This is a genomic window from Pantoea sp. PSNIH1, assembly GCF_007680655.1.
Classification (GTDB): Bacteria; Pseudomonadota; Gammaproteobacteria; order Enterobacterales; family Enterobacteriaceae; genus Pantoea; species Pantoea eucrina.
The window spans coordinates 97,393-111,286 of record NZ_VEIP01000001.1; the positions used below are offsets into that span (position 1 = coordinate 97,393).

A 13,894-nucleotide genomic window follows, 5' to 3' on the forward strand; every position below is an offset into this window, starting at 1 on the left:
TTCTGCACAATCGGATAAGGAGCAGCAGGTGAATTTTAAAGGATTTCTGTTTGACCTGGATGGCACGCTGGTGGATTCACTGCCGGCAGTAAACCGCTGCTGGACGCAGTGGGGCGAGCGTCATGCGCTCAGCGCTGAGGTGGTACTCGATTATATTCACGGCAAACCCGCTATCGATTCACTGCGCCATTTCATGCGCGGCGAGAGTGAGGCCGCCATCCAGGCGGAATTTCACTGGCTGGAGCAGCAGGAAGCCCGGGATACGCAGGGCATACGGGAGATAGCCGGCGCGCGCGCGCTGCTGACGCAGCTTAATGAACAGAACATCCCCTGGGCGATTGTCACCTCCGGTTCGGTGCCGGTAGCCCACGCCCGGCATCGCGCAGCTGAGCTCCCTTTGCCAGCGGTGTTTATTACGGCTAACGATATCCGGCGCGGCAAGCCCGATCCGGAACCCTATTTACTGGGTGCTGAGCGTCTGGGCCTGCATCCGTCTGAATGTGTGGTGGTAGAAGATGCGCCCGCAGGTATTGCGGCAGGCCTTGCGGCCGGCAGCGCAGTGATCGCCATCGATCCAGCGGCAGATACGCCTGGTCTGAACCAGGTTCTGTTTAATCTGCCCGATCTGAGCACGCTGAAAATTACGCAGAACGACACCGGCGCCTTTTCGCTGAGCCTGCGCGCCTGAATGATACCCGCTCGCTCAGAGCGGGGTCTCCTGTGAAATCTCATCAAGCGACAGAGTAAAGCTCGGGACGAACACCTCCATAAAATAATCCATTTCAGGTGAACGCCGCTCGGTCAGGGTCTTCTCCAGCCGTGTTTTAGCCAGTGAAAATTCATGGTTGCCGGCAGAGAGCTCCTCAAGGCATTTCAGATAGGCGCAGAGAGCGTCAGCCTGTTTCACCACAGCCTGTTCGGCCGCGCTATAGTGGTGTTCATCAATCAGCGGCCGATACGCTTCCTGCAATTCGGGCGGCAGCATTTCAATCAGCTTTTGCTGGGCAATTTTCTCAATCTTTTTGTATTCATGCGCAATTTGCGCGTTGTAATACTTAACCGGCGTTGGCAGATCGCCGGTCAGCACTTCACTGGCATCATGATAGAGCGCCAGCATTGCAATACGATCGGGATTGAGTTCACCTGCAAATTTCAGATTTTTGATCACTGCCAGCGCATGCGCCACCATCGCGACCTGCAGGCTGTGTTCAGAGACATTTTCTGTACGCACATTGCGCATCAGCGGCCAGCGATTGATGAGTTTCAGGCGGGAGAGGTGAGCGAAAAAGTGGCTTTGAGTCATTACAGCATCCTGTCAGCACAGCGGGGAGGAAACCCCTCCCCGGAATGCATACAGTATATACCTGACTGCAGCCAGATACATGACAGGTTAAGCGCCTGGCTGGCTGCAGCAGAAGGTGACTTACTGCCGGTAACCCTGCAGAAAACGTCCAAACTTGCCGATCGCCATCTCCAGATCGTCTACCCGCGGCAGAGTAACAATGCGCACGTGATCCGGATGTGGCCAGTTAAAGGCGGAGCCCTGTACCAGCAGCACTTTTTCCTGCAGCAGGAAGTCGAGCACCATCTTCTGATCGTCATAAATATTAAATTTTTTCGGATCGATGCGCGGGAACATGTAAAGCGCGCCCTGCGGTTTAACGCAGCTTACGCCGGGAATATCGTTAATCAGCTCCCAGGCGCGCTGGCGCTGCTCGTAGAGCCGTCCGCCAGGGGCGATAAACTCGCTGATGCTCTGGTAGCCTCCCAGCGCGGTCTGAATCGCATGCTGAGCGGGCACGTTGGCACACAGGCGCATAGAGGCGAGCATTTCCAGGCCTTCAATATAGCCTTTGGCGTGCTTTTTCGGCCCGTTTAGCACCATCCAGCCCTGACGAAAACCGGCCACGCGATAGGTTTTAGACAAACCGTTAAAGGTCACCGTCAGAAGATCGGGTGCCAGCGCCGCAATGGAGTGATGCTGCGCATCGTCGTAGAGGATTTTGTCATAGATTTCATCAGCAAAGATGATCAGGTTATGCTGACGCGCTATTTCTACCACCTCCAGCAGCAGCTCTTTACTGTAAACCGCGCCGGTCGGGTTATTGGGGTTGATAATCACAATTCCACGCGTGCGCGGTGTGATTTTGCTACGGATATCATCCAGATCCGGAAACCAGCCGGCTGACTCATCGCATCGGTAATGGACAGCTTTGCCGCTGGAGAGTGAAACGGCTGCCGTCCACAGTGGGTAATCCGGTGCCGGCACCAGCATCTCATCGCCGCTATTGAGCAGCGCCTGCATCGCCTGCACGATCAGCTCTGATACCCCATTGCCGATATAGATATCTTCAACGGTAACGTCGCGCATATCACGCGCCTGATAGTGCTGCATAATGGCTTTACGAGCAGAGTAGAGCCCCTTGGAGTCGCAGTATCCCTGCGCGCCAGGCAGATTACGTATAACGTCGACCAGAATTTCATCAGGTGCTTCAAAACCAAACGGCGCTGGGTTGCCAATATTCAGCTTGAGAACCTTGTTGCCTTCTTCTTCAAGTCGCTTTGCTTCTTTTAGTACCGGTCCGCGAATGTCGTAACAGACATTTTCCAGCTTACCGGATTTATCAATTTGGAAATTCATCGTTGCCGCCTTTTCGGGCAGAGTCCTTTAACCCGCCACCCAGTTAAAACCTGCCCAATTTACTCCTCTCCCGATAACAAAAGAAGGGTGGCAGCGGCTTTTGGCGTGATTGAGACAGATTCCCGGTGTGGGTAGCGTAATTATGGTGATATGCCGGTTAAATTGGGTTTTATGACTGCCTGTGGTTAATTTACAAGACTATTATTTTGGTAAATAGCGATGCGATTTGCCTGTAACGGCTACGCCAGCTGCCCCTCTGTCATAAGAAAACCGGGTTATGCTTTCCATACTAATGATTAGCTGCGCAATGAAATAGTTAAGCGTATCTTGCTAAATGATGCTGTTTTATTCAGCTGGCGTTAACTCATGCATGGCGCAGCGGCAATATCTGCATTCTTATGCGCAGTCTCAGCATAGAAATTGCGCGAATAGCAACGGGTACGATCGCAATACTGGCGGGCAATGAGCGTTTTTCTGTAACTTTATCGCTCCAAATAAGTTTACAAACCAGATGGTCAAAATTTGACCCTGGCGTTGCCGGAGGGACTAAACGGGCTTATTAAGCAAAAAATTTGATGTTTTGCACGAAAACATTTCCCTTTAAAGCGTAAAAATGATTAAGTATAATTTATTATTTGAAGCACTTTATGGCTTCGTTTCGACATAACAACGTGTTATCTCTTTTTTTGCTCTGCAACCTTTTATGCAGGCAACCAGGCAACTACACAGCTTCCAGCACCGGTACGACTCTTGTCTTTGGCCCTGAAGTTGTTCTGTCTCTAATGACGCCGCCTCTCTGCTGCCAGAGAACGTACGCTCGTCATTACCCGCCTGAACTCGGTTTTAAGACGATCTCCTCTGGAGATTGTCAGTAAGCACCATTGCCACTTATCTCTTTGATTTTGTGGCAATACACCAGGGTAGTAGTTCTAAAAATCTTATAAAGTGAAGAAAAAAATCATGACTAATGCAAATCGTCCGATACTGAATCTCGACCTCGATCTGCTGCGTACATTTGTTGCTGTTGCAGACCTGAATACGTTTGCAGCGGCGGCGGCGGCCGTGTGCAGAACCCAGTCAGCGGTAAGCCAGCAGATGCAACGTCTGGAGCAACTGGTAGGTAAAGAGCTGTTTGCCCGACATGGACGTAACAAACTTCTGACGGAGCACGGTATCCAGCTGCTTGGCTATGCCAGGAAAATCCTGCGTTTTAACGACGAAGCCTGCACCTCACTCATGTACAGCAATATTCAGGGCGTTCTGACTATCGGAGCCTCTGATGACACGTCAGATACCATTCTGCCTTTCCTGCTGAACCGGGTGACGTCAGTCTATCCAAAGCTCGCCATCGATGTACGTGTAAAACGTAACCCGTTTATGATGGAGATGCTGAACCAGGGAGAAGTCGATCTGGTTGTGACCACGTCCAGCCCGGGTAACTTCACGCATCAGGTACTGCGTACTTCACCAACGCTCTGGTACTGTGCCGCTGACTATATTTTCCAGCGCGGCGAAGCGATTCCTCTGGTACTGCTGGATGAACCAAGCCCGTATCGCGATATGGCGATAGACCATCTGAACGAAGCGGGTATTCCATGGCGTATCTCTTACGTGGCATCAACGCTGGCAGCAGTGCGCGCGGCCGTTAAAGCCGGTCTGGGCGTAACGGCACGTCCGGTTGAAATGATGAGTCCTGAGTTGCGCGTAATGGGCGCAGCCGAAGGTTTGCCAGTGTTACCGGATACGCAATACCTGCTGTGCCGTAACGCTGACAGCGATAATGAACTGGCGCTGGCCATTTTCAACGCCATGCAATCGACGAACGATCCTTACAATCTCAGTGCAAATCCGGATAGCTCACTGCTGCTGGATGATGAAGAGTAAGCCGTAGCGACACTGCAGTAATACGCGCGTTACGCGCTGTATAATTGCTATAAAAAAGCCTTAGTCGGCGTAACTGCGACTAAGGCTTTTTTTTTGCCTGTTATCCGGGGCCAGATAAGCATTTTTATGGCCGATAATTATCAGGCTTTCCGAAAAACGAGCAGTTGTTTCAGTTCCCGTCATTTTAGAAATTTTTTATCAAAAAATGCCTTCTTTGCTCTAACCGATCCTGCCATATGCGCTGCTTTTTAGAGCTAAAAACGCAGAAGTGTGTTCTGGATCAAAAAAATAACCCTGTCAGGGAGAGGGAAATCTGCGGAAGACCTGTCAAAATGTGAGTGTTAAACGCACGATCCATGCATGTAAAACCCCGCTGCACTGAAATTAACCGCACAAACTGAAGCGATTTAGCTGGCGCTGATGAGGGTATATGTTAATAATATGATGCGGGTGTAAAATAATGTTTGGATACTTTTGTCAAAGTTGACAAAAGGTTATAGAAAGGAGTAAAAAACCCCATAAAATTGCTGCCTAATCAGGAAAGACAGCAACGTTTATAAGGTTTTTATCCTTCCCTTGAATCGATGTGGTGTGTTTGCTGCAACAGTGCAGGATGCCATCGCCACTTTTGATGAGTAAGCAAAGCGTATGTCAACAACCACCGAAGTCATCGCTCATCACTGGGCGTTTATTGTATTTATTGTGATCGCATTTGGCCTTTGTGCCTTTATGTTAACCGGCGGCTGGCTGCTTGGTGGACGTGCTAAAGCGCGTTACAAAAACACCCCGTTTGAGTCTGGTATTGAATCGGTTGGCGATACCCACATCCGCCTCTCTGCAAAATTCTATCTGGTTGCCATGTTTTTCGTTATTTTCGACGTGGAAGCCCTCTATTTATACGCCTGGTCGACCTCCATTCGCGAAAGCGGCTGGGTCGGCTTTGTCGAAGCCGCAATTTTCATTTTGGTGCTCCTGGCAGGCCTGGTTTATCTGGTTCGCATCGGCGCGCTGGATTGGGCTCCTGCGCGTCGTCGCGTAGTGGTCAAATCAAGCCCGGTCAGCCACAGTCACACCAACCCTCATAAGCAGTAAAAGCGAGGCAATAAGATGGACTACACGCTGACACGCGTAGACCCGAACGGCGGGGATGGCGATCGCTATCCTCTGCAGAAACAGGAGATTGTTACCGATCCTCTGGAACAGCACGTTCACCGTAGCGTTTATATGGGCAAGCTGGAACACGCTCTGCATGACATGGTGAACTGGGGTCGTAAGAACTCTCTCTGGCCCTATAACTTTGGCCTCTCCTGCTGCTACGTAGAAATGACCACGTCATTTACTGCGGTGCATGACGTGGCACGCTTTGGCGCTGAAGTTATGCGCGCCTCGCCGCGCCAGGCTGACTTTATGGTTATTGCCGGTACGCCTTTTACCAAAATGGCACCCGTTATTCAGCGTTTGTACGATCAGATGCTGGAACCTAAATGGGTGATCTCTATGGGTGCCTGCGCTAACTCAGGCGGGATGTATGACATCTATTCTGTCGTACAGGGTGTGGATAAATTTCTGCCGGTGGATGTTTACATTCCGGGCTGCCCGCCGCGTCCGGAAGCCTATATGCAGGCGCTGCTGCTGCTGCGTGAGTCGATCGGTAAAGAGCGCCGTCCACTCTCATGGGTAGTCGGTGACCAGGGTGTATATCGCGCCAACATGCAGTCTGAACGTGAAAGGAAACGTGGCGAGCGCATTGCCGTCACTAACCTGAGAACCCCGGACGAAGTGTAAGTATCCCGTACACGGATGGAGTAACGGCCACAGCAGAAAATGACAACGTAGTGTGTGCCGCCATCCTGACGCCTTCTTTTGAGTGCCTGATAACAGGCCGGAATGGTGAGTAACGTATGACAGATTTGACCACGCAAGATCTCGCTCAGCCAGCATGGCAAACCCGTGAGCACCTGGATGACCCGGTGATCGGCGAGCTGCGTAATCGTTTTGGGCCGGACGCCTTTACTGTTCAGGCAACCCGCACCGGCATTCCTGTAGTCTGGGTAAAGCGCGAACAGCTGCTGGAAATTGTAACGTTTCTGCGCAAGCTGCCTAAGCCCTATGTCATGCTGTATGACCTGCATGGCTTTGATGAGCGTTTACGTACCCACCGCGCAGGCCTGCCTGCTGCGGATTTTTCCGTTTTCTATCATCTGCTTTCTATTGAACGTAACCGCGACATTATGCTCAAGGTGGCGTTATCTGAAAACGATCTGAATGTGCCAACCATCACCACTATCTTCGCCAACGCCAACTGGTATGAGCGCGAGACCTGGGAGATGTTTGGCATTACGTTCCAGGGGCATCCTCATCTGACGCGCATTATGATGCCGCAGACCTGGGAAGGGCACCCGCTGCGTAAAGATTATCCGGCGCGCGCGACTGAGTTCGATCCCTTTACGCTGACTAAGCAGAAAGAAGATCTGGAGATGGAGTCGCTGACGTTCAAACCAGAAGAGTGGGGCATGAAACGCAGCACGGCCAATGAGGACTTTATGTTCCTTAACCTTGGCCCGAACCACCCCTCTGCGCACGGTGCTTTCCGTATCATCCTGCAGCTCGACGGTGAAGAGATTGTCGACTGCGTACCTGACGTTGGCTATCACCATCGCGGTGCCGAGAAGATGGGCGAGCGGCAGTCCTGGCACAGCTATATCCCCTATACCGATCGTATCGAGTATCTGGGCGGCTGTGTTAATGAAATGCCTTACGTACTCGCCGTAGAGAAACTGGCCGGGATCACGGTACCAGACCGCGTTAACGTCATTCGCGTGATGCTCTCTGAGCTGTTCCGTATCAACAGCCACCTGCTCTACATCTCAACCTTTATTCAGGACGTTGGCGCAATGACGCCGGTGTTCTTTGCGTTTACCGATCGTCAGAAAATTTATGATGTCGTGGAAGCGATTACCGGTTTCCGCATGCATCCCGCCTGGTTCCGTATCGGTGGTGTGGCGCACGATCTGCCGAAAGGCTGGGAGCGTCTGCTGCGTGAGTTCCTCGACTGGATGCCAAAACGCCTGAAAGAGTATGACAAAGCGGCACTGCGCAACACCGTGCTGATGGGACGCTCACAGGGCGTAGCCGCTTACAATATGGATGAAGCGCTGGCGTGGGGCACAACCGGTGCGGGTCTGCGTGCAACCGGTCTCGACTTTGACGTGCGTAAGTGGCGTCCTTATTCAGGCTACGAAAACTTCGATTTTGAAATTCCGGTTGGCGCAGGCATCAGCGATGCTTACACCCGCGTACAGCTGAAAATGGAAGAGATGTGGCAGTCGCTGCGTATTCTGGAGCAGTGCCTGAACAATATGCCGGAAGGGCCGTTCAAAGCGGACCATCCGCTGACCACGCCGCCGCCGAAAGAGCGTACGCTGCAGCACATTGAAACCCTGATCACCCACTTCCTGCAGGTCTCCTGGGGACCGGTGATGCCCGCCAATGAATCGTTCCAGATGATTGAGGCGACGAAAGGGATCAACAGCTACTACCTGACCAGCGACGGCAGCACCATGAGCTACCGCACCCGCGTGCGCACGCCAAGCTTCCCGCACCTGCAGCAGATCCCGTCAGTGATCCGCGGCAGCCTGGTATCCGATCTCATCGTCTACCTCGGTAGTATCGATTTTGTTATGTCAGACGTGGACCGCTAATTATGCACGATCAAAAAATTGCCATTCAAACCATCGACCCGAATGAGGTCTTTGTGCTGAGCGAGGCCGAGCACCACGCTATTGAGCATGAAAAACATCACTACGAGGATGCGCGCGCAGCCTCAATTGAAGCGCTGAAGATCGTGCAAAAACAGCGGGGCTGGGTGCCGGATGGCGCTATTCACGCAATTGCTAATGTGCTGGGTATTCCGGCCAGCGATGTCGAAGGCGTGGCAACGTTCTACAGCCAGATTTACCGTACGCCTGTTGGCCGTCACGTGATCCGCTACTGCGACAGCGTGGTGTGCCACATTACCGGTTATCAGGGCATTCAGGCAGCGCTGGAACAGAATCTTCATATTAAACCCGGCCAGACAACGGCAGACGGCCGCTTTACGCTGCTGCCTACCTGCTGCCTCGGCAACTGCGATAAGGGGCCGACCATGATGGTGAATGACGATACGCACGTTCACCTGACGCCGGAAGGTATCGCCTCGCTACTGGAGCAGTATCAATGATGAAACCCATTATTCGTGCTGCGGAAACGCATCCGCTGACCTGGCGTCTGCGCGACGACAAACAGCCGGTCTGGCTGGAAGAGTACCGCAGCAAAAATGGCTACGCTGGCGCCGAAAAAGCGCTGAACGGCATGAGCCAGGATGAAATCGTTACGGCGGTCAAAGACTCTGGCCTGAAAGGGCGCGGCGGTGCGGGCTTCAGCACCGGCCTGAAGTGGAGTCTGATGCCAAAAGATGAGTCCATGAATATCCGTTATCTGCTGTGTAACGCGGATGAGATGGAGCCAGGCACCTATAAAGACCGCCTGCTGATGGAGCAGCTGCCACATCAGTTGGTGGAAGGCATGCTGATCAGTGCTTTCGCGCTAAAAGCTTATCGCGGCTACATCTTCCTGCGCGGTGAATATGTTGAAGCAGCAGAGAACCTGCGTCGCGCCATCGCCGAAGCTACAGAAGCGGGCTATCTCGGTAAAAATATTCTCGGCACCGGTTTTGATTTTGAACTGTTTGTTCACACCGGCGCGGGCCGCTATATCTGCGGTGAAGAGACGGCGCTGATCAACTCGCTGGAAGGGCGTCGTGCTAACCCGCGCTCAAAGCCACCGTTCCCGGCCAGCGCCGGCGTCTGGGGCAAGCCAACCTGCGTTAACAACGTTGAGACCCTCTCCAACGTGCCAGCTATCTTCCTGAACGGCGTGGAGTGGTACAAAGGGCTGTCTAAAAGTGAAGATGCCGGCACCAAAATGATGGGCTTCTCCGGCCGCGTTAAAAACCCTGGCGTCTGGGAACTGCCGTTTGGCATCACCGCCCGCGAGATTCTGGAAGATTATGCCGGCGGTATGCGCGATGGCCTGAAGTTTAAGGCGTGGCAGCCAGGCGGTGCCGGAACCGATTTTCTGACCGACCAGCATCTCGATCTGCCAATGGAGTTTGCCAGCATCGGTAAAGCGGGCAGCCGTCTGGGTACGGCGCTGGCGATGGCGGTAGATCACGAGATCAATATGGTGTCGCTGGTGCGTAACCTGGAAGAGTTTTTTGCCCGTGAGTCGTGCGGATGGTGTACGCCGTGCCGCGACGGCCTGCCGTGGAGCGTCAAGATCCTGCGCGCGCTGGAGCAGAAGCAGGGGCAGCCGGGTGATATCGAAACGCTGCTGCAGCTTTGCCGTCAGCTGGGCCCGGGTAAAACCTTCTGTGCGCATGCACCAGGCGCGGTTGAGCCTCTGCAGAGCGCAATTAAATATTTCCGTGAAGAGTTTGAAGCCGGCATTGCGCCGCAGGTGTTTGGCAATACCCGTTCTATCGGCGGTATTCAGCCTAACCTGCTGAAAACGCGCTGGTAAGCAGACCACCGTAGACGGAAGGCGCCAGACGCCAGTCCGGCTGAAAAGCGGGATAACAGAATTTGATGTTTAACGCTCGTCCCCGGACGAGCCTTACGGAAGCATGTTCACTATGGCTACAATCCATGTAGACGGTAAAGAATATGATGTGAACGGAGCGGACAACCTGCTACAGGCGTGTCTCTCTCTGGGCCTTGATATTCCCTATTTTTGCTGGCATCCGGCGCTCGGCAGCGTAGGCGCCTGCCGCCAGTGTGCGGTGAAGCAATTCCAGAATGCCGAAGATACCCGCGGCCGCCTCGTTATGTCCTGCATGACACCGGCATCGGATGGCACTTTTATCTCTATTGATGATGGCGAAGCGAAAGAGTTTCGTGAAAGCGTCGTAGAGTGGCTGATGACCAACCATCCGCACGACTGCCCGGTCTGCGAAGAGGGTGGTAACTGTCATCTGCAGGATATGACGGTAATGACGGGCCACAGCTTCCGTCGTTATCGCTTTACCAAGCGCACGCACCAGAATCAGGATCTCGGTCCGTTTATCTCCCATGAGATGAACCGCTGTATCGCCTGCTATCGCTGCGTTCGCTATTACAAAGATTATGCTGACGGCAAAGATCTGGGCGTTTATGGCGCACACGATAACGTCTATTTTGGTCGTCCGGAAGATGGCACGCTGGAGAGCGAGTTTTCGGGTAACCTGGTTGAGATCTGCCCCACCGGCGTCTTCACCGATAAAACGCACTCCGAGCGCTATAACCGTAAATGGGATATGCAGTTTGCGCCCAGCATCTGCCAGCAGTGCAGCGTCGGCTGTAACACCAGTCCCGGCGAGCGCTATGGCGAGCTGCGTCGTATCGAAAACCGTTATAACGGTACAGTAAACCACTACTTCCTCTGCGATCGCGGTCGTTTTGGCTATGGCTATGTCAACCGCAAAGATCGTCCGCGTCACCCGCATCAGCTGCGCGGCAGCGATACGATTACGCTGAACGCAGAGCAGGCGGTTAACGCTGCGGCTGACATGCTGCGTCAGGCGAAACGCGTGATCGGTATCGGCTCACCCCGCGCCAGCATCGAGAGTAACTTTGCCCTGCGTGAGCTGGTGGGTGCCGGCAACTTCTCAACCGGCATGCCGGCAGGAGAGCAGGCGCGCGTTGAACTGATGCTGAACGTGCTGCAGAACAGCGGTATCTATACGCCTTCACTGCGCGAAATGGAGAGCTACGATGCCGTGCTGGTGCTGGGCGAAGATCTGACGCAGGTGGGCGCGCGCGTCGCGCTGTCAGTGCGCCAGGCCGTAAAAGGCAAAGCACGCGAGATGGCAGCCGCGCAGAAAGTTGCAGACTGGCAGATCGCCGCCATCCTGAATATCGGTCAGCATGCGAAACATCCGCTGTTTGTCACTAACGTCGATGAAACCCGTCTGGATGATATTGCGGCGTGGAGCTATCGCGCCCCGGTAGAAGATCAGGCGCGCCTCGGGTTTGCCATCGCCAGCGCGCTGGATGAGAGCGCACCCGCGGTGAGTGATATCGACAAGTCACTCAGCAGCAAAATTGATGTGGTAGTGCAGGCGCTGGCAGGGGCGAAAAAGCCGCTGATTATCTCCGGCACCCACTCCGGCACGACCGCGATGATTGAGGCGGCTGCAAACGTGGCGAAAGCGCTGAAAGCCCGCGGTGCCGACGTAGGGATCACCCTGCTGGCCGGCGCGGCTAACAGCATGGGCCTGGGCATGATGGGCGGTCACTCGCTGGATGCGGCACTGGAGCAGCTGACAAACGGCGAAGCGGATGCGCTGGTAGTGCTGGAGAACGATCTCTATCGCCACGCGCCGAAAGACCGCGTCGACGCTGCGCTGCAAAAGGCATCAGGCGTAATTGTGGTTGACCACCAGCGGACCGCAACGCTGGAGAAAGCCGGTATGGTGCTCTCCGCGGCCAGCTTCGCTGAAAGTGACGGCACCTCAATCAACCATGAAGGTCGCGCGCAGCGCTTCTTCCAGGTTTACGATCCCGCTTACTATGACAACAGCATTGTGATGCTGGAAAGCTGGCGCTGGCTGCATTCGCTGCACAGCGCGCTGGAGAGCCGTCATATCGACTGGACGCAGCTGGATCACGTGATTGATGCGGCGATTATTGCGCTGCCGCAGCTGAAAGGCATCAAAGATGCGGCACCGGATGCCAGCTTCCGCATTCGCGGTCAGAAGCTGGCGCGTTCACCGCATCGCGCCAGCGGTCGTACTGCCGCCCGCGCCAATATCAGCGTACATGAGCCACGTCAGCCGCAGGATAAAGACACTATGTTTGCCTTCTCAATGGAAGGGAACAACCAGCCTGAAGCACCGCGCTCGCAGATCCCCTTTGCCTGGGCGCCGGGCTGGAACTCACCGCAGGCGTGGAACAAATTCCAGGATGAAGTTGGCGGCAAACTGCGGAATGGCGATCCGGGTGTCCGGCTGTTTGAAGCGGGCGAAGGCTCACTGCCGTGGTTTAGCAACGTGCCGGAGCGGTTTGCCAGCGGCAGCCATTTCCGCGTTGCGCCTTACTACCGGCTGTTTGGCAGTGAAGAGATGACGCAGCGCTCTCCGACGTTCCAGAAGCGTATGGTGCCGGCTGAGCTGGTGATTAACCCAACGGATGCAGAGAAGCTTGGCGTCAATCACGGCGCTGCCGCAGAGCTGGTTTGCGCCGGCGAAACACTGCGCCTGCCGGTACGCTTCTCCGCTTTCCTGCAGCCGGGTCAGATTGGTCTGCCGCTCGGCATGCCGGGTGTGCCGCCGTTCCTTGCGCATGCGCAAATTGATCAACTGCAGGAGGCTGCGCAATGAGCTGGCTGACATCGGACGTTATCGACATCATTCTGCAGGTGGTTAAGGCGATTGTAATTTTGCTGGTCGTGGTAGCCTGCGGGGCGTTCATGAGCTTTGCCGAGCGTCGTTTGCTCGGCTTATGGCAGAACCGCTACGGACCTAACCGTGTCGGCTGGGGCGGTTCACTCCAGCTGGCGGCGGATATGATCAAAATGTTCTTTAAAGAGGACTGGGTACCGCCGTTTACCGACCGCTTCATCTTTACTCTGGCACCGGTTATTGCTTTTGTATCGCTGCTGCTGGCTTTTGCGATTGTACCGGTTTCACCCACCTGGATGGTCACGGATCTGAACATCGGTCTGCTGTTCTTCCTGATGATGGCGGGTCTGGCCGTCTACGCCGTGCTGTTTGCCGGCTGGTCGAGTAACAACAAATACTCGCTGCTGGGTGCGATGCGTGCCTCTGCGCAGACGCTGAGCTATGAGGTGTTTCTTGGCCTGTCGCTGATGGGCGTAGTGGCGCAGGCGGGATCGTTTAACCTGAATGCGATTGTTGAAAACCAGACGCACCTCTGGAACATCATTCCGCAGTTCTTTGGCTTTGTGACCTTCTGTATTGCCGGGGTAGCGGTGTGTCACCGTCATCCGTTTGACCAGCCGGAAGCGGAACAGGAGCTGGCTGACGGTTACCATATTGAATATGCCGGTATGAAGTTCGGTCTGTTCTTTGTGGGTGAATATGTCGCCATTACCACGGTTTCCGCGCTGATTGTCACGCTGTTCTTTGGCGGCTGGCATGGACCTTTCCTGCCGCCATTCATCTGGTTCGCCCTGAAAACGGCGTTCTTCATGGTGATGTTTATCCTGATCCGTGCTGCGCTGCCGCGTCCACGCTATGACCAGGTGCTGTCGTTCGGCTGGAAAGTTTGTCTGCCGTTGACGCTGTTGAACCTGCTGGCGACCGCCGCAGTGATTCTGTACAACGCGCAGTAA

11 protein-coding genes are annotated in these 13,894 nt (G+C 54.3%); 9 read left to right on the forward strand and 2 right to left on the reverse strand.

What is annotated here, in order from left to right:
* Positions 1-28 precede the first annotated feature (28 nt).
* Positions 29-688, forward strand: a complete 660-nt coding sequence (locus FS690_RS00495; RefSeq protein WP_071668057.1) for a sugar phosphatase — start codon at positions 29-31, stop codon at positions 686-688.
* Between the two features lie 15 nt (positions 689-703).
* Here FS690_RS00495 and yfbR read toward each other — a convergent pair whose 3' ends face one another.
* Both yfbR and FS690_RS00505 read right to left on the reverse strand, forming a co-directional pair.
* The gene (gene yfbR, locus FS690_RS00500; protein WP_039379039.1) at positions 704-1,303 is read right to left on the reverse strand and encodes a 5'-deoxynucleotidase; all 600 of its coding nucleotides are present in this window, start codon (positions 1,301-1,303) and stop codon (positions 704-706) included.
* 120 nt (positions 1,304-1,423) lie between these two features.
* Positions 1,424-2,641 (reverse strand): pyridoxal phosphate-dependent aminotransferase, encoded by a 1,218-nt coding sequence (locus FS690_RS00505; RefSeq protein WP_039379037.1) that lies wholly within the window; start codon positions 2,639-2,641, stop codon positions 1,424-1,426.
* 960 nt (positions 2,642-3,601) lie between these two features.
* Here FS690_RS00505 and lrhA point away from each other — a divergent pair.
* From lrhA to nuoH, 8 genes are all read left to right on the forward strand, one after another.
* Positions 3,602-4,525 carry a transcriptional regulator LrhA gene (lrhA, locus tag FS690_RS00510; RefSeq protein WP_039379035.1) on the forward strand — a complete coding sequence of 308 codons (924 nt, stop codon included), beginning with the start codon at positions 3,602-3,604 and terminating at the stop codon, positions 4,523-4,525.
* 648 nt (positions 4,526-5,173) lie between these two features.
* On the forward strand, positions 5,174-5,617 hold the full coding sequence (locus tag FS690_RS00515) for an NADH-quinone oxidoreductase subunit A (RefSeq protein ID WP_039379033.1): 444 nt from the start codon (positions 5,174-5,176) through the stop codon (positions 5,615-5,617).
* Positions 5,618-5,632: 15 nt separating this feature from the next.
* The gene (locus FS690_RS00520; RefSeq protein WP_039379030.1) at positions 5,633-6,310 is read left to right on the forward strand and encodes an NADH-quinone oxidoreductase subunit B family protein; all 678 of its coding nucleotides are present in this window, start codon (positions 5,633-5,635) and stop codon (positions 6,308-6,310) included.
* Between the two features lie 116 nt (positions 6,311-6,426).
* Positions 6,427-8,226 (forward strand): NADH-quinone oxidoreductase subunit C/D, encoded by a 1,800-nt coding sequence (gene nuoC / locus FS690_RS00525; protein WP_039379028.1) that lies wholly within the window; start codon positions 6,427-6,429, stop codon positions 8,224-8,226.
* Positions 8,227-8,228: 2 nt separating this feature from the next.
* Complete coding sequence (gene nuoE, locus FS690_RS00530; protein ID WP_039379025.1) at positions 8,229-8,744, forward strand: NADH-quinone oxidoreductase subunit NuoE; 516 nt, start codon at positions 8,229-8,231, stop codon at positions 8,742-8,744.
* Entirely contained in the window at positions 8,744-10,084 is a 1,341-nt protein-coding gene (nuoF, locus tag FS690_RS00535) for an NADH-quinone oxidoreductase subunit NuoF (protein WP_039385572.1), read from the forward strand. The genes nuoE and nuoF overlap by 1 nt, the downstream gene beginning before the upstream one ends.
* Before the next feature lie 112 nt (positions 10,085-10,196).
* Positions 10,197-12,920 carry an NADH-quinone oxidoreductase subunit NuoG gene (gene nuoG / locus FS690_RS00540; protein ID WP_145338919.1) on the forward strand — a complete coding sequence of 908 codons (2,724 nt, stop codon included), beginning with the start codon at positions 10,197-10,199 and terminating at the stop codon, positions 12,918-12,920.
* On the forward strand, positions 12,917-13,894 hold the full coding sequence (gene nuoH / locus FS690_RS00545; protein ID WP_039385568.1) for an NADH-quinone oxidoreductase subunit NuoH: 978 nt from the start codon (positions 12,917-12,919) through the stop codon (positions 13,892-13,894). The genes nuoG and nuoH overlap by 4 nt, the downstream gene beginning before the upstream one ends.